Annotated in this window: 18 protein-coding genes and 2 pseudogenes; 9 read left to right on the top strand and 11 right to left on the bottom strand. The window is 62.1% G+C overall.

The genetic code is table 11. The features are described from left to right. The coding region (locus RZ1_RS30975) for a hypothetical protein (RefSeq protein WP_218020484.1) at nucleotides 1-274 on the top strand (274 nt) is incomplete at its 5' end. 312 nt (nucleotides 275-586) lie between these two features. On the opposite strand, the gene RZ1_RS23810 is transcribed toward RZ1_RS30975, so the two are convergent. Next, nucleotides 587-1024, bottom strand: a complete 438-nt coding sequence (locus RZ1_RS23810; RefSeq protein WP_072814980.1) for a nitroreductase family deazaflavin-dependent oxidoreductase — start codon at nucleotides 1022-1024, stop codon at nucleotides 587-589. Between the two features lie 97 nt (nucleotides 1025-1121). On the opposite strand from RZ1_RS23810, the gene RZ1_RS23805 reads away from it, so the two are divergent. Next, nucleotides 1122-1418, top strand: a complete 297-nt coding sequence (locus RZ1_RS23805) for a hypothetical protein (RefSeq protein WP_218020483.1) — start codon at nucleotides 1122-1124, stop codon at nucleotides 1416-1418. Nucleotides 1419-1884: 466 nt separating this feature from the next. Here the strand turns inward: RZ1_RS23805 and RZ1_RS23800 are convergent, their stop codons facing one another. Then, complete coding sequence (locus RZ1_RS23800) at nucleotides 1885-3501, bottom strand: long-chain-fatty-acid--CoA ligase (RefSeq protein ID WP_083583876.1); 1617 nt, start codon at nucleotides 3499-3501, stop codon at nucleotides 1885-1887. Nucleotides 3502-3727: 226 nt separating this feature from the next. Here RZ1_RS23800 and RZ1_RS29735 point away from each other — a divergent pair, with 226 nt between their 5' ends. The 4 genes from RZ1_RS29735 to istB all read left to right on the top strand — a co-directional run bounded on the left by RZ1_RS29735 (nucleotide 3728) and on the right by istB (nucleotide 8062). Continuing rightward, nucleotides 3728-4861: a LuxR C-terminal-related transcriptional regulator gene (locus RZ1_RS29735; protein WP_169918088.1), complete on the top strand. Its 1134-nt coding sequence runs from the start codon at nucleotides 3728-3730 to the stop codon at nucleotides 4859-4861. Nucleotides 4862-5544: 683 nt separating this feature from the next. Beyond that, nucleotides 5545-5775: a hypothetical protein gene (locus RZ1_RS30190; RefSeq protein ID WP_072814978.1), complete on the top strand. Its 231-nt coding sequence runs from the start codon at nucleotides 5545-5547 to the stop codon at nucleotides 5773-5775. A gap of 122 nt (nucleotides 5776-5897) precedes the next feature. Further along, nucleotides 5898-7253, top strand: a complete 1356-nt coding sequence (locus RZ1_RS23775) for a Mu transposase domain-containing protein (protein ID WP_072814977.1) — start codon at nucleotides 5898-5900, stop codon at nucleotides 7251-7253. Next, nucleotides 7250-8062, top strand: a complete 813-nt coding sequence (istB, locus tag RZ1_RS23770; RefSeq protein WP_072814976.1) for an IS21-like element helper ATPase IstB — start codon at nucleotides 7250-7252, stop codon at nucleotides 8060-8062. The genes RZ1_RS23775 and istB overlap by 4 nt, the downstream gene beginning before the upstream one ends. Nucleotides 8063-8528: 466 nt before the next feature. Here istB and RZ1_RS23765 read toward each other — a convergent pair whose 3' ends face one another. The 4 genes from RZ1_RS23765 to RZ1_RS30185 all read right to left on the bottom strand — a co-directional run bounded on the left by RZ1_RS23765 (nucleotide 8529) and on the right by RZ1_RS30185 (nucleotide 14109). Next, nucleotides 8529-10553: an FAD-dependent oxidoreductase gene (locus RZ1_RS23765; protein WP_072814975.1), complete on the bottom strand. Its 2025-nt coding sequence runs from the start codon at nucleotides 10551-10553 to the stop codon at nucleotides 8529-8531. A gap of 201 nt (nucleotides 10554-10754) precedes the next feature. After that, nucleotides 10755-12260 (bottom strand): aldehyde dehydrogenase family protein, encoded by a 1506-nt coding sequence (locus RZ1_RS23760; RefSeq protein ID WP_072814974.1) that lies wholly within the window; start codon nucleotides 12258-12260, stop codon nucleotides 10755-10757. A 61-nt stretch (nucleotides 12261-12321) separates the two neighbouring features. Continuing rightward, nucleotides 12322-12810 (bottom strand): flavin reductase family protein, encoded by a 489-nt coding sequence (locus RZ1_RS23755; protein ID WP_072814973.1) that lies wholly within the window; start codon nucleotides 12808-12810, stop codon nucleotides 12322-12324. Between the two features lie 15 nt (nucleotides 12811-12825). Continuing rightward, nucleotides 12826-14109, bottom strand: a complete 1284-nt coding sequence (locus tag RZ1_RS30185; RefSeq protein WP_139281952.1) for a hypothetical protein — start codon at nucleotides 14107-14109, stop codon at nucleotides 12826-12828. Between the two features lie 584 nt (nucleotides 14110-14693). Between RZ1_RS30185 and RZ1_RS23745 the strand changes: the two genes are divergently transcribed. Beyond that, nucleotides 14694-15548, top strand: coding sequence for a crotonase/enoyl-CoA hydratase family protein (locus RZ1_RS23745; RefSeq protein ID WP_238071633.1), 855 nt, complete (start codon nucleotides 14694-14696; stop codon nucleotides 15546-15548). Nucleotides 15549-16018: 470 nt separating this feature from the next. Then, nucleotides 16019-18004, top strand: a complete 1986-nt coding sequence (locus tag RZ1_RS23740) for a sensor histidine kinase (protein WP_169918086.1) — start codon at nucleotides 16019-16021, stop codon at nucleotides 18002-18004. Between the two features lie 91 nt (nucleotides 18005-18095). Here RZ1_RS23740 and RZ1_RS23735 read toward each other — a convergent pair. The 5 genes and pseudogenes from RZ1_RS23735 to RZ1_RS23715 all read right to left on the bottom strand — a co-directional run. Further along, a pseudogene (locus RZ1_RS23735) lies at nucleotides 18096-18364 on the bottom strand (integrase core domain-containing protein); the annotation flags it as partial. A 634-nt stretch (nucleotides 18365-18998) separates the two neighbouring features. Further along, nucleotides 18999-19133: pseudogene (locus RZ1_RS30180) on the bottom strand (IS3-like element ISRhosp5 family transposase); the annotation flags it as partial. Between the two features lie 155 nt (nucleotides 19134-19288). Next, nucleotides 19289-19558: a helix-turn-helix domain-containing protein gene (locus tag RZ1_RS23730; RefSeq protein WP_072814970.1), complete on the bottom strand. Its 270-nt coding sequence runs from the start codon at nucleotides 19556-19558 to the stop codon at nucleotides 19289-19291. Further along, nucleotides 19555-20454: a replication initiation protein gene (locus RZ1_RS23725; protein ID WP_072814969.1), complete on the bottom strand. Its 900-nt coding sequence runs from the start codon at nucleotides 20452-20454 to the stop codon at nucleotides 19555-19557. The genes RZ1_RS23730 and RZ1_RS23725 overlap by 4 nt, the downstream gene beginning before the upstream one ends. A gap of 1288 nt (nucleotides 20455-21742) precedes the next feature. After that, entirely contained in the window at nucleotides 21743-22765 is a 1023-nt protein-coding gene (locus tag RZ1_RS23715; protein ID WP_072814967.1) for a hypothetical protein, read from the bottom strand. Between RZ1_RS23715 and RZ1_RS23710 the strand changes: the two genes are divergently transcribed. Next, nucleotides 22755-23132 carry a hypothetical protein gene (locus RZ1_RS23710; protein ID WP_139281951.1) on the top strand — a complete coding sequence of 126 codons (378 nt, stop codon included), beginning with the start codon at nucleotides 22755-22757 and terminating at the stop codon, nucleotides 23130-23132. The two genes, RZ1_RS23715 and RZ1_RS23710, sit on opposite strands and share 11 nt — an antisense overlap. Nucleotides 23133-23181: the final 49 nt, after the last annotated feature.

Raw genomic sequence — 23181 nt, 5'->3', positions numbered from 1 at the left:
ACTCCTCCGACGCGTTGAAGGTGTTGCAGCGGGTGTGGGCGGCCTCGGGTGGACCCGTGCGGTAAGTATCTCGCGGCGTCGATGCGTCTGCAGCTCGATGCGTTGGAACGTCACGGCGAGCTCGTCGCTGGTGAAAGCCGTTACCATCCCCGCGGTGCGGGAGGAACCTGTTGACGATGTCGGCGGCCGCGATCGACCGCTATCTCAAACCCATGAAGACCAAGGATCGGATATCCGGAGTATCGACGACGAAACCATCGGTTTTTCTGCGTAATTCGATCACGACCCGTCGCGGCGGGGACGAAGTGGAGGACGGAGGTTGTCGCGTAAGTCGTAGAAGTTGAGGTGGCGATCCAATGCTCGAACCCTGCCGTGTGGTAGGCATCGGGCATCCGCCAAAACACACCAACAGCAGGGGACCGCCATCAAGAAGAGGAGCCAGGACTAGTCCGCCGACCGGAGTGCACCCACGATCCCCGACCAGGTCAGTGTCGCGATGACTGAGATCACCGAAAGCATGCAGGAAGGGCTACTCGAGCCGGCCGTCGGCGCCGAGCCTACAGGTCATCATCTCGTGTGCCAACGGTCAGCTCATCGGGATGAGCCCGAACACCGGATGGCGGGGCGCCTCAGCGGCGAACTCTGCGTCGGAGGACTCGTGCGTCACATCGAAGTAGGGGCGGGTGACGGGTACCTCCTGCAGATACTGACGCAGCACCGGGACACTGTCCTGCGGGCTCAGTTCGACGACGCGCAGGGTCTCCGACCGACGGCCTCGACTGAGGGTGACCTGGCCGGCGGCGCGAGCATTGTGCACCCAGTTCGTCACGCCGTAGGCGGCGACCAGCCACCGTTGATCGCCGCGGCGCATGACGTCGACCGGGGTCGAGTACAGTCTTCCGGTCTTGCGACCCGGCACGGTCAGAATGTGGCGGTACTGCTTGCCCACGCCGAGCTGGGTCATCGCCTGGAACGCGCGGTTGACCAGCCGCGTTCCCGTCGAGATCCGGTAGGTCTTGGACATAGCTGCTCCTCAGGGTTCGGCGTGCAACGTGGTGGTGCGGCTGCGGATCGCGACCCATCCGAGCAGCAGGGTCAGAAATCCGAGTACGGACGCCACGATGCCCCATCAGGCCGCGGCGGCGAGCCTGGACGTGCGGGCGACGGCCAGGGATCAGCGAGGCACCGCCCCGATCACTCGCCAATCCGACAAGTCCAAGACTGTCCACGGACGGTTCATTCACAACGACCGCCTCGTCGATGCCCTGCATCTGCAAGCAGGAACGGCGATCCTGCACGACACCGCAGCACGCGACTACTACGACGAGCTACGCGCCTGCGAAGCTGAACACAACGCCGCACCACGCCAACTCGGAAATCGGCTTGTCGGAATCCTGTACGGCTGCCTCAAGACCTAGACTCCCTACAGTCAAGTCGTTGGGTGGTCTCACCTCTACCAACATCTCGTCGTTGACATCAAAGCTCCAGGGATGCCTGACACCCAGATCCCTCCCGGGCGTCTTCCGGATTAGGCTGTTCCCAGCTTCACCCGACCGCTGCGACGGCCGGGAGGCGAAGGTCTTTCACCTCCGTTCGACTTCAAGCACCTCGTGGCGCACGTGGTCTTCGGCCCAGTCGTCTCCGATGAAGAGTTGCATCAGTCCTTACTTTTCTTTAGGGGGTTCGAGCTGGGCGACGGCCGTAGGCTTCGAACCACCCAGGGACGCCGGGTATGGCTTTCATCTGTCTGCAGTTGGCGATGGCCGTGAAGGATCGGTCACCCAGCGTCCCGCGACGACTCGACTGTGGACCACACCGGATCCACAGTCTCGACACCAATCCGAAGATGCTCAGGCGGCACGCAGGATTCGAGAAAGATCGAGGCTAGGAACCTGCAGCTGCGTAAGTTGCGGCGATTGTTTCGGGGATCTCGATCTCGCGTTTGAGGATCTTTCCGGTGGCACCTTTGGGCAGGACTGACGTCTGGAGCACTGTGCGCGGATACTTGAACGCGGCAAGGCGGTTCTTGCACCACTTCTGGAGATCGTCGCTATCGAATACATGACCTGGCTTAACAGTCACGACAGCGACAATCTCTTCTCCGAGTGTTCCGTGTGGGGTACCGATGACTGCTGCTTCGAGTACAGAGGGGTGTTCGTAGAGCACTTCCTCGATCTCGCGCGGGTAGACGTTGTATCCACCGCGGATGATGAGATCCTTCTTGCGATCAATGATGAAATAGTATCCATCCGTATCGATGTAACCTATATCACCGGTTCGGAACCATCCGCCGGAATCGAATGCAGCCTGGGTCTCGTCCGGCTTATTGTGGTAGCCGGCCATCACGTTGTGTCCGCGTATCTGGATTTCTCCCACCTCGTGTGGCAATAGCTCGTTACCGTTGGAGTCGACGATACGCATCTCCGTGCCCCAGATCGGGGTACCGATCGAGCCCGCTTTCGCAGGACGGTCAGGATGGTTGAATGATGCGGCAGGCGAGGTCTCGGATAGTCCATAGCCCTCCAAAACTGTACATCCGGTCTTGTCTTGAAGCTGTCGAAGTAGTTCAACCGAGGCGGCCGCGCCTCCGCTAACGCACACCCTCAACGTCGATAGCTGGTCGATTTTCTCGTCGACAGCATTCAGGATCGCGGTGTACATTGTCGGGACCCCGAGCATGATCGTAACCGATTGTTCAGCAATCAATTTCAGCGCGGCGTCCGGACTAAACCGTCCAAGCAGGCTCAGACAGGCACCGGCCGCAAATGCGCTACCCATACCGAGCGTTTGTCCGAAACTGTGGAATAGTGGCAGTGCCCCGAAGACAACGTCTTCCTCGGTGATCTGAAGACACCGACTGCTGAATACGGACACATTGGCGGTCAGGTTCGAGTGAGTGAGAATCGCACCCTTTGGCCGGCCGGTTGTACCACTGGTGTAGAGCAAGACCGCTGGATCATCGGCATTGGTCAGTGTCAGGTCGTCGGAGGGAGGAAGGTCACTGTTGCGGACGCGTTCCATTGCCGCTTCGAGATCGGTCGACAACGGCTCTCCTGTCTGGGGTGCGTGATCGCGGACGGTCCACCGCGCGTGCAGTTGCCCTGCCGAGACGGCACCGGTCCCGGCATCCAGTAGGACGCTCTCGCTGTGGATGAACGCCTTGGTTCCGGAGTCCTTCAGGTAGTAGTCCACCTCCCGCTCCTGGAAGAGAGGATTCATCGGCACTACGACGCAGCCGGCGCGCAGAGCTCCCCAGAACGCGACGACGAACTGAGGGCAGTTGGACATCATCAGAGCCACGCGGTCACCAGACACGAGACCGTGCGCGCGTAGCGTTTGAGCCATAACGCGTACCTCGCAGTCTAGTTCTCGGTAGCTCAGGGTGGAGTCTTCGAAGCGCACTGCCGGTCGATCCGGATGGCGGGCGCTAGCCCAACTGATCAAAGATGCGTAATTCAACACTGACTCCACTGTCGCAGTCGGACATTTTCTGATGTCCATCCTTCCGATCGAGGAGGGCGTATCGCGTCCCATTTTGTGGCGGTTCATCTACCCATTTGGAGGTATGCAAGCTTGCGCACCCCTTTCAGGGCGAGCATGCTCGACGGAGCAATGCCAGGTGATGGAGGTCACAATGCCGATTGCCTTTTCCCCCCCACGGGCTCGGACGGGAGTTGATACTGCGACCCGGCAGAGTGCCCGATCCGCCCGATCGAGTGCGTCTCGTTTGGCCGCAACCCTTGAGTCCGCGCGTGCACTTGTCGAACTTCCACAGTGGGCACCGTCTGCGCATGGTGAACTGGTCAATGAGATTGGTGAGTACGTCGATGTCGTGATCGAACATCTGCGGACCACGATGAAGTCAGCCGCATCGACCTGCAGTTCGGCTGAGATGGCGAAGATCTGCGACGTCGTTCTAACCCTGCAACAGTTGCGGGCCGATCAACAACAGATTCTTGCCGCCGAGAGAATCCGAATGCTGACCTCGGTACGACACGGCACAGACTTTTTCGCAGGCCGATACGATCCGGCGAGCGTGTTCGAGCATGCAGCCGAGGTTGCGTGCAAGGTTTCCGGTCTGGACCGTTCGATGGTGTTCAGATACGACGCCGGCTACCTACATGCTGCTGCGACGTACTTCTCGGGCAATAGAAACTGGGCCACCGAGTGCCAGCGGCAAGCCGAGCAAACCCCGATCAAGATTGTCCCCGGCGTCCTCGAGTCTGAGGTTGTTCGTCGTCGACTACCGGCTTTGATCACGGATCCAATCAACGACCCGCAGGCATTTCAGCCAATCACCGGGCTGATCCGAACGCGCAGCTATGTTGCGGCGCCGATCTTCGTCAACGGCAAGGTCGAAGGAACATTACACCTCGATGCATACTACAGCGACCGCGACACCGACAGCTTCGACAGAGACGTCGCCGCAGATCTCGCAGCTTCAGTCGGACACGCACTCGAACGGGCCCTACTGGCACAGCAGCTGCAGGAGCAGCATGTTCGTCTGAACGAACTGGCGCGATGCACGGAAAACAGCCTGCGACACATTACAGCGTCCAGCCTGCCGTTGATGCCCCCACTGCAACTGGCGCAACAGGTCGAACGTCAAGCCACTGCTCAGGCCCCACCGACGCCCAACCACCACGTCCTGCAAAGTCTGACACGTCGGGAGATGGAGGTTCTCCAGCTGATGAGCACCGGCGCCACCAATGCGGAGATCGCCTCTCAGCTGGTGGTGGCAGACGGAACGGCGAAGACACACGTCAAGCGGATATTGCGCAAGCTCGATGCGCGTAATCGGGGGCAGGCCGTGGCCACATATCAGCGACTCTTGCACCAAGAGACTCGGCGGGCGCCGTGACGATGACGCAGGGCGAGACGCGTGCGGCTACCGGGACATGTGATGGAGCTCCTCGGAACTGGACCTGGCGCGTTTTCAGTTCGCGCCGTGAGGCACGGCGATTCGAGTGAAGGTGAGAGACCCCCGCTGACCTGTTGTAGCAGGTCGGTGGAGCTGAGGGCAGCCTGATCCGGGTGGTGCCCGGGAGAGTGGGAGCAGCCCTGACAACGCCGGGACGCGGCCAGTACTGCCAGATGGTGCGGGTCCGGCAAGCGAGATGAAAAGGAGTACGCGAGGAACCGTGCCATTACGTCCCTCGATGCACCTGCTCGACACCTGGCGGATCTGGACAGGACGCGGTGCGCACCCGCCGAGGTCGGCGGGAAACTACTGGTCGGTTTATGGAAGCCAGCCCGGAGACCACGAGGAAAGTCTCCGGCGGACTCGTGTCAATTCCGCAGTGACGAGGAATTGGCAGTACCTGTGGATCTGGGTTTGTCAGGCAGCCTCGGACACCGAGATGTCGGGCGAGGGTTCCGGGGTGCTGTCGACCGGACGCTCGAGGAGCTTGCCTTTGTGGAACAGAGCGCGCCGACCCGCACCGGAGCGAACCCAGCATGCCGTCGCCGACCGCGAGCACCGGGGCGCGCATCCCGCTACGGTGGCAATCGCGCAGTAGATCGGCCCAGGATTTCGGTCGACTCATGTTGCTCACCGCCGACCGCGGGTTCTTCTCCTATGCCCTGTGCGCAGCGCCCACCGCAACCGGCGCGGACTTGTTGCGGTGCATCCGCACCGACAAGTCCGCGCCGAAGCCAGTCTATGTCGAGGACCTTCCCGACGGGTCCGGGCTGGCCGACCTGTGCCAGATCCACTCGGCCGCGGCTCGAGGTGCCGAACCAGTGCGCGTGCGCGTCATTGATGGCGCTCATTGATCCTGCTCAGTCCTGCTCACCGAAAGTGCTCACCCGTGTGGTTCCGCCGATGAGGGCGGGTCTCCTTCGATGCTGGTGGTCTCTGACCACGCACCAGCTACTCGAAGGAGACCCGCTTTCTCATGTTGACATGGGAGGAAGACGTGGAGATCCACGCACTGCACAAACGAGGCTGGACGATCTCGGCGATCGCCCGGCACACCGGCCGCAACCGCCGCACCATCCGCAACTATCTGAACGGAACCACCACCCCCGGCGTGCGTAAACCCGCTGGTGAAGACCCGTTCGAGCCGTTCGTCGACTACGTCATCGCTCGCCTGCGCGAGGACCCGCACCTGTGGGCGCGGACCTTGTGCGACGAACTCGAAGACCTCGGCTACACCGCCTCGTATCAGACTCTGACCCGCCAGATTCGGCAACGACACCTGCGGCCCGTCTGCCCGGCCTGCGCGTGCGCCACCGACCGCCCCAACGCGGTCATCGAGCATCCGCCCGGGGAGGAAACCCAATGGGACTGGGTCGAACTGCCGAACCCACCCGCCTCGTGGGGGTGGGGCAAGACCGCATATCTACTGGTCGGCTCGCTGGCGCATTCCGGTCGGTGGCGTGGGGTGCTCGCCCCGGCAATGACCCAGCCGCACTTGATCGACGGTCTCGACCGGATCTGCCGCAAACTCGGCGGCGTGACCCGCACCTGGCGGTTCGATCGGATGGCCACGGTCTGCCACCCCGACAGCGGGAAGGTCACCGCCTCCTTCGCCGGCGTCGCCAAGCATTACGGCGTGTCGGTGGCGATCTGCCCATCCCGGTCCGGGAACCGCAAGGGCGTCGTCGAGAAGGCCAATCACACTGCGGCCCAACGCTGGTGGCGCACCGTCGCGGACGAACTCACCGTCGAGCAGGCGCAGGCAAGCATCGACAAGTTCTGCACCCTGCGGGCCGATGCCCGGATGCGGGCCACCGCCGACGGCAAGGCCTCGGTGCTCACCGTCGCCGCTCGGAAACCGCTCGCGCCGATGCCGAGCAGTCCGTATCCGGTGGTGCTCAGCGAGCCGCGGACCGCCTCCCGGCAGTCGTTGGTGGCCTACCGCGGCAACCGCTACTCGGTGCCGCCGGAGTTGGCCGCAGCACAGGTGCATGTCACCCGACGGCTCGGCGACGAGGCGATCGACATCGTCACCGCCTCACAGATCACCGTCGCCCGCCACCGCCTGGCCCCGGACGGGGCCGGCGTGATCGTGCGCGATCACGGCCACGTCCACGCTCTCGAACAGGCCGCGATGCCCGGTGCCGCGGCCGGAGGGCGGCCGCACCGCCGCAAGGAACGCATCCCACCCGGCGCGGACGCACTGGCTGCGGCAGCAGCACTGCGCACCGACACCACCGACCATCACTCACCGTCGACGACACCGCAGTCGACGGTTACCGATCTGGCCGCCTACGAGCGTGCTGCCCGCGGAAGGAACACCCTGTCATGACCGCTCCCGACACCACCACAGCCAGTCTCTATCAGCGTCTGCGTGGTCACCTGGCGACCCTGAAGTTGCACGACGCCGCCGAGGCACTGCCGTCGGTGCTCGACCGGGCCCAGAAGGACGGGCTGTCGATGACCGCGGCCCTCGAACAGCTGCTGTCGATCGAGGTCGACGCCACCGAGGCCAGGCGGCTGGCCGGCCGGTTGCGGTTCGCATGCTTGCCCACCCCGGCCTCCCTCGACGACTTCGATTTCGATGCCGCTCCGGGGCTGGATCGGGCCCTGATCGCCGAGCTGGGCTCCTGCCGGTTCCTGGAAACCGCGACGAACGTCCTGCTCATCGGGCCCCCTGGGGTCGGAAAGACCCACCTGTCGGTGGGTTTGGCGCGGGCTGCCGCCTATGCCGGCTATCGCACCTACTTCACCACCGCCGCCGATCTGGCAGCGCGCTGTCATCGGGCGGCGATCGAGGGCCGGTGGGCGACGACGATGCGGTTCTACGCCGGGCCGACGCTGTTGGTGATCGATGAACTCGGCTACCTTCCGTTGCCGGGTGAGGCCGCGTCGGCGTTGTTTCAGGTTGTCGCGCAACGCTATCTGAAGACTTCGATCGTGATCACCACCAATCGAGGTGTCGGTGAGTGGGGTGAGGTCCTCGGTGACACGACCGTCGCGGCGGCGATGCTCGATCGGCTGCTGCACCGGTCGGTCGTGCTCAACCTCGACGGGGATTCCTACCGGTTGCGTGACCACCACGCCCGAGCGGAAAAGCTCCGTCAAGCCACCACCGGGACTCGGCAACCGCTACAGTGATCCCTGCCCACGGCTGCGCACTTTCACCGAGCACAGCTGAGCACTTTCGATGAGCCTCATCATCATCGACTACCCCTCGACGACGGCCGCGAGAACCCCACGATCTACCACCTGTTCACGACCCTGCTCGATCCTGCCAATAGCGTCCGCCACCGACCTGGCCGCAGCCGACTCCCAGAGGCCGGGATATCGCGTGGCCTTCGACGAACTCGAGACCCACCAGCGCGGGCTACGCACCGTACTCCGATCGACTCGACCGGCTCAACCGCGCCCGTCGCCGCCTATCAGCGCCGCGCCCGTGATCAAGCGCACAAATACCTCAAGTGGCACGTCAAACGCGCCGCTCACGCGGCCTGGCCCCAACCTGGCTCTCGCACCACCATCAGCATCAGCCGTCGCGAACTGAACGGTATGGGGCTAACCGTGTCCACTTTTCGGGGGGAGCCCCACTCGTCGCCGAATTTCCTTACAACGATGCCGCGAGCTCAGTTCCCTGACGGATTGCGCGCTTAGCATCAAGCTCCGTTGCGACGTCCGCTCCACCGATCAGATGGACAGGCACGCCCATCGAGAGAAGATCCTCGTACAGTTCACGCCGTGGCTCCTGACCGGTACACAGTACTACTGTGTCGACCACAAGCACGCGCCGCTGACCGTCCACCGTGATGTGCAGTCCGTCGTTGTCGATGCGGTCGTAAGCGACGCCGGAGATCATCTCCACGCCGTGACGTTTTAGCTCGGCACGGTGAATCCATCCGGTCGTCTTCCCTAGCCCGGCTCCGACTTTCGTAGACTTTCGTTGCAGCAAGAAGATCTGACGAGCCGACCGCGTGTTCGGCGGGGCGGTCAGGCCGCCACGGTTGCGATAACTTGGATCGATTCCCCAGTAGCGGAAGAACGAGTCTGTGGCGTCGCGGGATTCATCAGCGTCGAAGGTGAGCTTCTTCGCAACGTCGAACCCGATACCGCCGGCACCTAGAATCGCCACGCGCGTCCCGACCGGCACAGCATTGCGCAAGACATCCAGATAGCCGACGACACTGGGGTGGTCTACTCCGGGAATGTCCGGGACGCGTGGGACGACACCGGTGGCTAGGACGACGTGGTCGTAGCCTCCGTCTCGCAGATCCTGAGCAATGACCGACGTGTTCAACTGAAGATCCACCCCGGTGACATGAACGCGGTCCGCAAAGTAGCGGATTGATTCGTAGAACTCGTCCTTTCCCGGAATCGTCTTGGCAACATTGAGCTGTCCACCGATTTCAGGCGACGCCTCGAACAGGGTGACTCTGTGTCCACGTTCCGCCGCCGTGGTTGCCGCCGCAAGTCCGGCAGGACCGGAACCAACAATGGCGACTCTCTTTGATCGCACCGTTCTACTCAAGACGAGTTCGGTCTCCCGGCAGGCTCGGGGATTAACCACGCAGGTAGTGATCTTTCCGCTGAACGTATGGTCTATACATGCCTGGTTGCAACCGATGCAGGTGTTGATGCTGTGCGCGGCGCCGCGCTCGGCCTTCTGAATGAACTCTGGGTCGGCGAGAAACGGCCGTGCCATCGAAACCATATCCGCGAAACCGTCAGCGAGTATCGATTCGGCGACATCGGGAGTGTTGATCCGGTTGCTGGCAACGACCGGGATGTCCACCACGTGTCTTACTTTTCGAGTCACCCACGCATAAGCGCCGCGGGGAACCATGGTCGCGATCGTTGGGATGCGCGCTTCATGCCACCCGATTCCCGTGTTGAGGATCGATGCACCGGCCGCCTCAATACGCTGGGCGAGCATCAGGACCTCGTCAAGGGTAGAGCCGTCCTCCACCAGATCTAGCATGGACTGTCGGTAGATAAGGATGAACTGCGGCCCGACCGCCTGGCGGATACGGCGGACGATTTCGATAGCGAAACGCATCCGGTTCTCGTAGTCACCGCCCCACTCGTCGGTGCGGTGGTTGGTCGCACTAGTGAGGAATTCGTTGATTAGGTAGCCTTCTGACCCCATGATCTCGACGCCGTCGTATCCGGCTCGCTGAGCCAACTTGGCCGCAGAGACGAAGTCGCCGATCGTAGCCTCGACTTCGTCGGTCGTGAGTTCGCGGGGAGCGAAATCGACGATCGGGGCCTTCAGTGCGCTCGGTGCAACTAGATCGGAGTGGTGGGCATATCGACCGAAATGCAACAGTTGGAGAGCAATCTTACCGCCCTCTCGATGAACTGCTTCGGTGATCACGGTGTGTTCCTCGGCCTCTGCTTCGGACGTCAGGGTGGCTCCATTTGGAAACGGACGACCTTCATTGTTCGGGGCGACGCCGCCTGTCACGATGAGTCCGACTCCTGCACGAGCACGGATCGCATAGAACTCCGCCATTCGAGAAAACCCGTTCGGCGCCTCCTCAAGGCCGAGATGCATCGATCCCATCAGTACACGATTGGGCAGTGCGACAAAGCCGAGATCCAGGGGTTGAAGGAGGTGCGGATATGGACTGCTCATATGGAAAAGCGCTCCCGGTGTTGAAAATCGTCGCGTATGCAGAAGCTGAGAAAGAGAAGGTCACCAGCAGACTGCGGGCTCAAGGTTGTGTGTCGGCTGGAATGAATGTGCCGAGTCGCCAACAGGTCCTGATTGCGACTCGGCACCCCCTGGCGGTGGTTTGAACTCGGTCGGAACAGCAAGACGACGACCGATCAGTCATCACCAGCGATATAGACTTTTGGTCAGCGATACGAGAGCACGAACCGTCCAAAATGGGCGGTTGAACGATGTCGGGTTCATCGCAGCCGGCAGTACTTTTCGTGCTACTGATTTCGGCATGGCAAACTCTCGTAGGCCGTCGGCACCGTGAATACGTCCGAATCCTGAGTTGCCGACGCCTCCGAAGGGCAGTGACGGCATTGCCACGTACGGCAAGATCGAATTGATACCGACCATGCCGACTCTCAGGCTCCGGGCAGCGCGGTTGCCGTTCCTTCGTGAGAAGACCGTTGCTCCGAGTCCATAGCGACTGGCGTTGGTGCGGGCGACCGCAACGTCGAGGGAGGGCACACGGTTGATGATGATCACGGGGCCGAACGTTTCCTCGGTAACAGCGCTCGCGTCCTCAGGCACGTCCACGAGCACAACTGGAGATACATAGGGTGGTCGGACTGAGGAGGAACCACCGACGAGTGGTTGTCCACCTGCGGCAACTCCGTCGTTAATATGGCGTTCGATGATATCGATCTGAGAGGGCATCGTGATTGGACCGATGTCTGCACTGGTATCACCACCGATACGTAGCGATGCAACATGATCGCATACCATCGAGATGAACTCTTCGGCCACCGCATCGGCGACGTATACCCGCTCCACACCGACGCAGGTTTGCCCGGCGTTGGCGAGCGCACCCCACACCACCGCATCCGCGGCAGACTTCAGATTCGCTGTGGAATCAACCAGAAGCGCGTCCTTACCACCACATTCCATCAGGACTGGTGTGAGCGATTCCGCGCAAGCACCCATCACTCTCCGGGCTGTTGCGGTGGAACCGGTGAACGCGAGCTTGTCGATACCGCTTCGGCACAGGGCAGCACCTGTGATTCCATTCCCGGTGATAAGGCGGAGAGGTGTGCGATGCATACCTTCGTCGCCGAGCGATTCGACGAAGGTGTCAACGAGCCACTGTCCCACCCGAGTGGTGTATTCGCTCGGCTTGAACACGACGGTGTTGCCGGCTGCCAGAGCATACGCGATCGAACCCATAGGCGTGAATACGGGATAGTTCCATGGACCGATGACACCGACCACTCCGTAAGGCTGGTATTCGACAGTGGCGACATGATTGAACATCAGCATGCCAGGTGCTACGTGGCGGCGTCTGAGTACTCTCTTGGCGTTCTTTGTTGCCCAATGGAGATGGTCGACTCCGAGCACCACTTCGATTCTGGCGTCTGCGCTGGGTTTCCCAGTTTCGCGGGAAACAAGGTCGGCGAGTTCGTCGAATCGATTGAGGATCAGCTGGCGCCACTTCGTTAGCCTGCGTGTACGGCCGGCAAAGCTGAGACCGCTCCACCAATCAGTGTCAGCGCGGGCCTGTTCCACAGTGTCCCGCACATCGTGCAGTTGCTGTATGGGGTACATAGCGACGAGCTCACCGTTGCGCGGGTCGACGCTGTCGAACGTCGCCGGGACGGCCAACGTGTCAACTTCATTTCCGGACATGATTTCTCCATTGCGAGTCCCAGCGAGAATGGCTGATTGAGACGGGCCTTATATGAGTCATCTACAGTGACACAAGGCCCGAGAAAGTGCCGTCGCAATAGATGAGGGGATCACCGAGCTCGCCGAGTCGGATCTCGGTAATCAAACCGATCACAACGTAGTGGGTGCCTACCTCGACCAGCCTGTCCAGTTCGCAGTCAAACGAGACGAGGCTGTCAGATAACGCCGGTGAACCGCTGGGAAATTCGCTCCATGCTCCTTCGGAAAACTTCTCTGTACCGTGTGCGCCGGTCATTCCGGCAAATCGGCAAGCAAGGTCCTGGTGCTCCTGTCGGAGCAGGTTGAGGGCAAAGGTTCCATTCGACCAGATGGCGTCCCCGGCAGTCGAGGTCTTGTTGATACAACACAATACGCTCGCAGGATCCGGGGTCAGCGATGTCACAGCAGTGGCAGTGATGCCCAGCGGTCCGTCCGGCCCTTGAGTGGAGATGATGCTGACCCCTGCAGCGAGGCGCCGCATCGCGGAACGGAAATCGTCATACTCGATCATCTTCTTGACTTCCTGCTATGCGGCCGACTGCCACAGGTTCAAACCCGCGGTGTGGGGATAGAGCATTGCCGCCCGCGGATTGAGACGCAGGAGGTAATCGGAGAACAACGCCGTCTTCGTCGTTTCGATCCACCACAGGTAGTTGTGCCTACGAAACGGTCGAAGAGCGGCCCGAATGGCCTGGTCTGCATCCACTCCGCGGACGACCGCTTCGGCTCCGATGACACCACCAATCGCTGACGAGACCATCCCGTCGGCGTAATAGCATGGGGCTCCGCCCGAGTACATACGCTTGAGGTCGAGCGTTCCGGGCTGGGAGGGTGTGACCTTGCCCCACGGAGACGCAGGCACTAGGGCACGGGCGAGGGTTTCACTCGGGTCGTCGATCTCCAATCCCATCGACTCCGCCAGTCCACCGAGCTCATCGGTCATAACGTCGAGCTCGTGCTCTTTGTGAAATCCGGAGTCCGCATCGACAACTCGAGCCAAGATCCCATACCAGGTAGATCGGGGAGAAAGCGGATCAGCGAACGGGGTGAAGTAGCCGACATCGATGATGTTGTCGCGGCGGATAATCGGAGCGAACGCCGTTTCAACCTCCAAAGGAGCATTGATCTTCTTCTCAATCATCGGCGCCTGGACCGCAAGGACGAGCCGACGAGGCTTGCGGGATTCTCCGCCGAACAATGTCGGATTGGGTGTGGCATTGACGAGGAGCGGGCGGGTCCCTTCCGCGTAGCTGCGGAGCTCGTCAGCGGACTGGACTTTGTCCTCGATGAACGAGATTGGGTGATCGGCGAGGAGTTCGCGCATTCCGGCAACGAGGCGACTGTTCCTGACCCCGTAGATAATCGGATTGGTGGCCCAGTTTCCGCCCTGCCAGGTGCCGGGAGACTTGATGTGCCAGCTGTTACCACTAGGAATTGCGGCCGCTACGGTCTGCCGGTATGCCGCAGGAGCGGGACTTGAGGTACCGGCCGAAACAGCCAGGAGACTTTCGTGGTCGGTGCCAAGAGCCGAGCACAGAAAATCTGCAGCGGACCCTCGCAAACTGACACCGTTGATGAGCCGGCGAGACTCAGAGACAGCGGGGGCGACCAAAGTCACCTTTCCCTCGAACTGAGGATTTTTGGCGAGTTGCGCTGCAAAGACTTGGGCACCGATTCCGTTACCTGCGATAACCACCGAGTCGTACCGCGAAGAGGTGGAGGTTCGTGGGAGCTGACGTTCGATGAACTGTTGGACATACTGATTCCGCTGTGCAGTCCGAATTTCGTTTCCGTTGACGGCGAGCGACATCTGGTCTCCTTCATGAATGATGGTCTGACACACACGATGCGGCGATCCATGTCGTGCGCCACAGCGGTGCTCTACGGCGATAGTGCTCGGAAAGCATGCAGGGAGTCAATATCGGTACCCGCACATTCACCAAAAATGAGTACCGAATGACCGCTTAGGGGTACAGCAATCAACGTTCCCGGCGAGGTTGCGTCGCCAATTTCGCTGCATAGCTCGCAATGGAGGGATTTACACGCAACGTCCATGTTCGACCCAAAATTGAGTAGTTGCATACCTACTTTGAGATAAATCGGGGTCTACTGTTCTTCCCTCGAGGTACGTATGGATTACCGTAGTTTCACCCGTAACGCTCTCCCGAGCACCGGCAGGAAGCGGCGGCCCTGTTCACACAAGACCCGCTAATCACGGGCGAACTTCCGCATAGGTAGCAACCCGTTTCCAGGAGACGGCAGTTGCTCACCTTGAACTGCCATTTGCCAAGCAGGCAGTGAGCGCAGACCGAGTCATTTGGAGTTATTCCGAGAAAGGTTGAAGATGACACCGAACTCTGTACCGAGGCCCACGCAAGAATCGCGATTCGGTCGATGATCGACTTACCCGAGAACATGCATACGTCGATGTCAGGGTGGACATCGTTCCATGTCTCTGTCGAGGATGGCGTCGCAGAGGTCGAGTTGAGCACTGGAGCAACCGGCAACCTGCTGAATTTCGCATTCTGGCGGGAACTACCCGAGGTTTTCCACCAGTTGGACCGAGATTCACGGGTGCGCGCGGTTATCCTGAGCGCGACAGGCGCGCACTTCTCTTATGGGATCGATTTGAAGATGATGGCCGCCATTTTCGGTCCGGCCGTCATAGACGGCGGTCTTGCTGCTAGCCGCGCAGACCTCAGGCGGGCAATCATCGATGTGCAGAATTCCATCTCCGCTGTCGCGGATTGTTCCAAGCCAGTAATTGCAGCTGTCCAAGGCTGGTGCATCGGAGGCGCTGTAGATTTGATTTCCGCAGCCGATATCCGATACGCCAGCAGCGACGCGCGTTTCAGTGTGCGCGAGATCAAGGTAGCGATGGTCGCAGATCTTGGTTCGCTGCAACGGCTTCCCGGGATTATCGGAGAAGGGCACCTGCGCGAGTTGGCATTGACCGGTGACGACATCGATGCCGCACGCGCACGACGGATTGGTTTGGTCAATGACGTCCTCGATGACCACTCAGCGACTGTAGGTCATGCACGCGCTGTCGCGCGACGCATCGCACAGAACGCTCCGCTGCCTGTCCAAGGAGTCAAGAAGATCTTGGATTATTCACGACGTACGTCAATTCAGGATGGTTTGACGTACGTTGCAACATGGAATTCTGCGTTCCTCCCATCCGATGACCTCACCGAAGCGATTAGCGCAGTCTTCGAGAAGAGGAAACCGAACTTCCGCGGCCAGTAATTTCCACTGTATCGCGGAGTTGGGTTGGCAGCGGCATGTAGTCGTTCGAGTCTGACCACACTCAGCGAACTTGTGCATGGAACACGTCGGCCACACCATTGAAATGATCGGCGCGGCCACCACACGATAATCTGCGCATCATTGATGCCTGCCGGCGAACTCTGTCGACCCCCAGCGACCCATTCCGTCCTATCTCCCCAGTCAAGGAGTTTCTCGTTGTGAATGCCGTGATCGACAAACTGGTTGTCACCCCTGTGTCATGGCTATTGGCAGTGCCAATCGTGCTGCTCGACCGTTTGATAAATGATATGGAGTGACGCCCGACTTATCGTGAGCTCGCTCCCGTTAAGTCGGGCGTCTCCAGGTCCGTAAGGATGGCGCCTGGGGCGGGACGTTCTCAACGTCGTTCAGCTCGCTGCACTGCGCGTGCTCCACGTTGGCGTCGCCGTCTGTGCCGGGCCAGGTCGACGGTGATCGAGGGATGCGCCCAGGAGGCTGTTCTCCATCATGTGAAAGGGCTCGATCCAGTGATGATCTCGGCCAAATCTCGACGTATCCACCCCCGAGACTGGGGCGTACGCACAAAGGCAGCCGTAATTGCCACCGTGCCGCTGATCGTGTTGGGCGGATTCGGCGGTGTGCAGATCACCGCCGAGATGCAACGGGCGTCTCGCACTGCAGCGCTCGCCGAGCAAATCGCAGTCCTTCCTTCGATCATGCAATACGCCACCAGCGTCGGAGCGAACGTCGCGGTGGCGGAGTTCGGCCTGTCACTGGACAGGAACAATGCGGTCTTCGCTGCGGACATGGAACCGATCGAGGCGCTTGCGCTGCAAAACGACCTCAACCCCGCTTTGTCCGAAGAGATTAGCCGCATGCTGGCCGACGGCCGAGAGTTGAACCAGGCGGCCTCGATGCCGGGCAACGCCGTGCCAGCGCGAATCGAACAGATGCGAGCCTTCGGCATGCAGGTCCAAGACACGGTGCGCACCCTGGTCAATCAAGCCGAGAACGCGAATGCGCTGGACGAATCCGGGCGGCTGCTGGATCTCTGGCAGGCACGTCTCATACCATTTGACCAAGCCGTCGCGTTCACACAGGTCCTCGCGGACTCCGACCAAGGCCGCAAAATGCTTGAGACCGAGTTCGCCTCGGAGCGTGCCGCCCTGGCGGCGCTCCGAGGCGCCGAGGAAGACCACCAGACTCTCACAGACCTACAAACTGAGGCAGAGCACAGGCACGCGCTGCTACGGAGCCCAACAACCTCCGAAACCAGGACACCCGATCTGACGGCATCGCTGCTGAACAGTGTGGAAGCCGGCGATCGACTACTCAATGCCTCGGTCAACCGAATCGTCACAACGCTGAACGCGGAACGCGACGCCGCACGGCAGGCAGCCATTCGCACCGCCATGCTCGTCGCGATCGCCGTCGCTTGCGCGGTCGCGGTCACCCTGGCGCTCACCAACCTGCTGGTGTCATCACTTCGCAAGCTGCGCGATGGCACCGCTCGCGCGGCTTACCGTGACCTACCCGCTGCGGTCACCGCGATCCGCGGCGGCACCGACCCCGCTACGGTGACGATCGACCCGATCGAGGTCGACACCAACGAAGAGATCGGTCAGGTTGCTCGAGCCGTCGACGGAATGAACACTCAAGCAGTGCGATTGGCAGCCGAACAGGCGGCGCTGCGGCGGCAAATCACCACCATGTTGGAGACCCTGGCGCGCCGTAACCGCTCGCTGGTGGATCGCCAGCTGGCACTGATCGAGGCACTCGAATTCCAAGAACGTGACCCGGAGCGGCTGCAGAACCTGTTCACGCTCGATCACTTGGCCGCCCGTATGCGCCGCACCGGCGAGTCGCTGCTGGTGCTGGCCGATACCCGCAGCCGCCGAGCCTCCCGTGTCGCGACACCGCTCGAGGACGTGATGCGGGCATCAGTGTCGCAGGTCGAGAACTACGAGCGAGTACGGTTAGGGGCAGTGCCGCCCGTCACCCTGGTCGGAACCGTCGTCGATGACCTGATCCACCTGCTCACCGAGCTTCTGGACAATTCGCTGAGAGCGTCGGATCCGGCCACCTCGGTGTTGTTCCTGGTCTCTCCGGCTGTGGAAGGCGGGTTGCTACTCGAAATCATTGATCGAGGAGTCGGGATACCCCCCGCGGATCTGGAACGGGCGAACCACCGGCTCACCGAAGGCGCCGAATCCGATACACAGGCGGCCCGGCACATGGGGCTGTACGTGGTAGGGCGGGTCGCGCAGCGACACGGGCTGCGAGTGCGCCTACGTGCGACCGAAGACGCTGGCGCGGCACGTGGTGTGACCGCAAGCGTGTACTTGCCCGCGGTTCTGGTTCCCGGGACGGGCCCCGAGATCGCCTGGAGCACCGTGCAGCGGCCCCGCAGGCTACCCGTCGACACCGTCGACAGCAGTTCCTATCACCTGCATTGACATCCTGAACCCGCTGACCACCGGTAACGCCAGAAGACTGCGGCGTGTCGACCGGGTCTTCGCATCAGCACCATCCTCGCCGCCAAACTCGTCACATCGGGGGACATGGGCGTTCCCCCCGAGATGTGGACACCAGTTTCTGTGCGGCAGCGGCCAGCGTAGCCGATTGCTGTCCGAAGTCGATCGGACAGATCTGACCGAGGGTTAGAGTGCCTCCTTCTCGTGTTGTAGCGCGTGACCCACGCGGAACACGTCAGCACGTGCTCCACCCGCACCATTCCAACGCTTCCGGCCCTGCAACGTTCCCCGTTCCAACCTCGCGCTGAACGACTCCGCTGCCGCATTGTCCGCCGATTGACCGGCTAATCGAGCCTGAGGGATCTGCAATTTTGTGCGGACGGGTTCATCGCCGCCTCAGTGAACCACCTCCAAGCCGATCATGTGCTGACCCTCCACCTCGCGACATCCCGAGATTGAGAAGCGGCCAAGAGAATAAGCCCGACAACAGAATTGCTCCAGAAGAGACCCTGTCCGAGCTGGCGAAGCGCGCTTGGCGGCCTCGCGGCACTTGACGAGGTTCTTCGGTCTCACGGGGTGTGCGAACCGAAAGGCTGCTGACACAGCGTCTCGCCGCGCGAGGCACGTTCGGATCGCTGCGGTTGAACCCGAACGAACGCTGGGCACCTGGCGCTCGAAGCGACGATGACCCCGTGTCGTTGAGGGACGACCCGTCACACCTACACGAATTGGACTGCTCAACAGAAACATTGGTCCACCAGCGGCCGGTCGACAGTGCCGCCGCCCGCCCTACACGGTCGGCGCGTTTGGCACGCTTACCTACCATCGGACGTCGCCTGCACCGGGTCCGCGGCCGCATTTGCGTTGGTTCGTCATATGACAGTTGTAGCCCTGCTCACCTTCCAGAACAAGCGCGACACCTGCGACCGTAACCTCTTGACCTGCGCATATGCCTCGATTAGCCGGTTAACAGGCACGTTCCGACCGCACCTCGCGAGCGGGTCACCCCCAATTCACGACCCACGTCGGCGAAGTCGCCGTCCAAGCCACCGAGACCGCGCACCGACGCGGCCGCCCGCAGCACATCGGTGACCAGCTCGGTGCGCATATGTCCAACATTGACGGACGACGGCGGCGGAATGTGCGAACGCGCCGATATTCAGATGATCATGGAGCGAGAACCCGCGTCGAATACTGTTGTGGTGATGTCAAATACAGCATTCATCGATCGAATGTGCAGGCTCATCGGCCGGTGATCGGCGATCACTACTGCAACATATTAATCTTGCGTGCATCGTGGAGAATTCGTCCTACCGCACCGGTCGTGATATCGAGCTCCTCGGCGATCTCACGGTACTTCATCCCCTGCTCCCGCAGGCCCACCACCTGTGTGCGGCGGGCCTGTGCCCGCTCGAGGAAGTCCTCGCGTGGCTCGGCGACCAAGCGACGCGCTGTCCGCTCCGAGGAGCCGAGCCGCTGCGCCAGTTCTTTGGCGGTGATGGATCGGCGTTGTTGTGCCCGGGCTGCGCCGCTCACAGTGCGTACTCCAATGCAGTGGCGAGATCGAATTTGGTGGCGCGCGTGCGGTTGGCTTCTCGTTTGGCGGGGGTCATGACCTTGGCGCTTGCCTTGCCACCCTTACGGCCGCGTGCGGCCTGGCGGGCACGGAAAGTGGTCTCGTCGAAGTTACGCCAGATCCATTTGCCGATGGAGTACGCGGTGGCCCGAACCTCGACGAACGGCAACGGGTCGGCGAACTCCGTGTTGACCGCGTGACACCGTTGAAGCACGAGCTGGAGCCACTGATCCAGGGTGTCGTGACGGTGGCTCCACCACTGCGGATAGGCCCACTTGCGGGCGGTGTCGAACATCGTGACATTGCGGCCCAGACCCGCCGAACGATCCGGTCGGCGCGGCGCCTGACGAGGCGTGTGGATGGTGGCCAGATCCCGCAGGGCGTACGGGTCCGCCCGTCCGTAGAGGGTCTCCCACTCTGGATGGATCGGATTCTTGGTCAGCTGCCCGCCGTAGGCGAAGTCCCCACCGACGGAGATGCACAGGCCCCTCTCGATGCGGTGGGCATACCGCAACGGCGTCAACCGTGCCGAATCGGTGCGGCAGACCCGGTTGTCACCGAGCCACCAACCCAGGTGCGCACGCCCGGACGGAGACTGGGACACCCAGCTCGGCGCCGGATGATCCGAGGGCTTCTCGAAGGCACGCAGCGCAGCATCGGGATGGTCACAGTCGATGACAATCGATCCGAGCAGCGCATGCGGGGAATGCTGGATATAGCGCATCGTCAACGCATCGTCACGGCTCATCCGGTACTGACCGCGGTCGAAGTGGTCCGTCGCGAACGGCCGATGCGGGAGCAACACCTCGCTGCCCCACTGCTCGTCGGTCAGCAGCGGTCCCCTCGAGATATCCATCGGAAGATCATGCATCACCAAGATCGGTTGTTCGGGTAGGACACGCCGAAGCCATATCGACAATTGTTCGGGTAGGTCATGCCGAAGCCATATCAGGTATCCCGCTGGAACACGCCCCCTCCGATGGGTGATGCGTGCGCAGGAAATGGCGGACCGTGCCACGCTCAGGTGGACGTCGCAGTCGAGAACCCAGCCACGATGACGATCTCGGTGGCCACCGCACCGATTGCGCCCGGGGACACCGCAGCAAGGCTGAAGACAGACGGTCCAGTTCCGGCGCGAGTCGCCGAGGGCAGCAGCGCACCCCATGCCGAGGAGGGCCAGCAGGTACGCCAGGACACCGCTGACGAGATAGACGGCGAAGATCAGCGGGTACGGCTCGATCACGAAGTTGCCGGCGAACGCCGACACAGGATCCCAAGCAGGAGTGCCGCGCCGGAGGTGATCCCCACGAAGACGCCGGTGCCGCGCGGCAGCCGAGAGCCGTGCCGACCTGGCGGGGAGGACATTGGAATCGGGAACAGATCATCTGTGTCCATGACGCATCCCTCACGCCGCGCGGCGAGGCGTGAGGTCGAGATCAGCCGAGGGTCTCGGTGGTTGCACCGGCTCCGCGGTCCGATCAGGTCGATGACACGCCCCTGATTGAACGCGCGCACCGCCCACCGCGGGAGCCGGCAGATCCCGCGGGAACAAGCTGGGCCGCGCACGCTCGTCTTCTGTACTGCGCTGGAAGGCTCGACCGGCGGGGGGTTCTGGTCGAGCCTTCCAGCAGTTCGGGCCACCGCGGGTGGCCCACCCGTTCCCGGATCGCAGGGGGGAGTGATCCGGGAACGGATGTTCGGTGCGCCGGCGTGCCGCCGACCTCCACTGCCCTATCGCCGGCCACGACACGAACGTTTCACTGCCTAACCGTTCTCCTCTGAACTGCTCCGTCGCACCGTTCGATCCCGACCGTCCCGGCCCTCGCCGAACACAGCGATCACGCAATCCTGAACGAGTGGAATGGAACGAGGCGATGGCGACGAACCGGGTGCGCCCCGGAGCGCCGGTGGCCTTTCGCGGACACGACACCGACCGCGACATCCTCACCCCGGATCCGCAGCCGCCGTTGCTGTTTCACGGCCATCCGGGCCGGATCACCGATCCGGCGGTGCAGCACATTCTCGTCGACTGGGTAGGACTCGAACACGAACCCGCCAGCTTCGCCGTCGGCTTCTGCGCCACCACCGCCCCTGGAGGGTGGACCCGGCCCGAGAGTGCCGGGATTGAACGACACGTCCCCTCCTCAGCAGCGCGCCCCTGCGAGGCAGGTAGCGTCACGGCCGTTGTTCCGGCGCCCGCCTCTCCGGGGGCCGGACAACGCCGACGCGACGCTCATGCACCGACCGGGAACTTCGCCGTTTCCTCGACCGACCGCGAGACGATTTTCGGGCGAACAACGCTCGTCTGGTCGACGCCCCGATACTGTTCGTGCGCCTTGACCTTCGCAGCAATGGTGACCAGAATCCCCGACCGCGATGTCCGGCGACGACTGAGTAAACCACTTCAGGACATGGCCGCACGAGGTGCGGAACAACACGAGTTCCGACACACCCCACGGGTTCGGTACCGAGCGCACTGCGGTGACCGTCGCGTCGACAGTGACCTTCTCTCCGACCTTGCCGATGTACCCAGGCGCGATCGCCGCGCGTGCGGCGGCCTTCTCCTGTGCGCGGTAGCGGGAACCGACGAGCGAGACCAGCAGCGGCAGCGAGCACAGAGTCACCGCATCGCCCGCGAGCAGCGTGCGCATGTTCAGGCCGTAGTCGCCGTCGAGGGTGTCGGCGTGGGCGCGCAGCGCATCGATCTGGTCCTGCAGAACCTGGCTCGCCTCGGCCTTGACCTCGGCGATCCATCGGCGGTGATCTGCGGGGGCGTGCGGACGCGGGAGCAGGACATCGACGATGTCATCGGCGGTGGCACGCAGCGAGCTGCCCTCGGCCACGGCGCGGCGGCTCACGAAGCGGCGACCGTGGTCGGAGACGACCAGGGCCAGGCGCAGCACGGTCGGTACGTGGGCGGTGATCGCCTCCCGCGGGCCGGCGGGGCCGTGCTCGTCGGTATCGGAGGGGAGGCGCCATTCGTCGAGTTCAGCGGCGGTGAACATCTCGAGGATCCACAGCCCGCGCAGCGTGACGCCGAGGAACAGTGACAGGCAGCTCGAACCGACCTGGCGGATCTCGCCGGTCTCGGCATGGCACAGGACGTACGAGCGCGTACGAGCGCGTGCGGTACTGCGTGCGATTGCAGTGGTCGCAGTGGTGCGCATCGGGTCGGTTCCAGTGCGAGAGGTCTTCACCGGGGACAGTGCGCAGGATCGTGCCTGCCTCCTCGACGACGACGGTCGCGGCGAGCGCCCATTCGGCGTACCCGATTCGGGGGCGACGCAGGGCAATGTCGAAGCTGGTGTCCACCAGGCCGTCGATCACGACGTCGTGCCGCGCGCGGATTTCGTACTCGAATCGCTCATCGATTCCGGCACGGCTCAGGCGACGGTTGGTGTCGGCGACGAGTGTGCCGAGGGCCTGCATATTCGACGAGTGGATACGGTGAAGATTTTCCTCACCGGCGTCTCCGATGGTGTGCGAGTCAGTATCGATCATCTTCTCCGACATGGCTTCCCCCTCTCATTTTGATGATGTTACTTTACAAAACAAGTTTGCAAAGTGCAACCCTGGTGATGGA

Origin of the sequence: Rhodococcus zopfii NBRC 100606 = JCM 9919, from assembly GCF_001895025.1 — a bacterium.
Taxonomy (GTDB): Bacteria; Actinomycetota; Actinomycetes; order Mycobacteriales; family Mycobacteriaceae; genus Rhodococcus; species Rhodococcus zopfii.
Note: the sequence above shows the minus strand (reverse complement) of the source record. Positions and strands in the feature narration are given on the sequence as shown.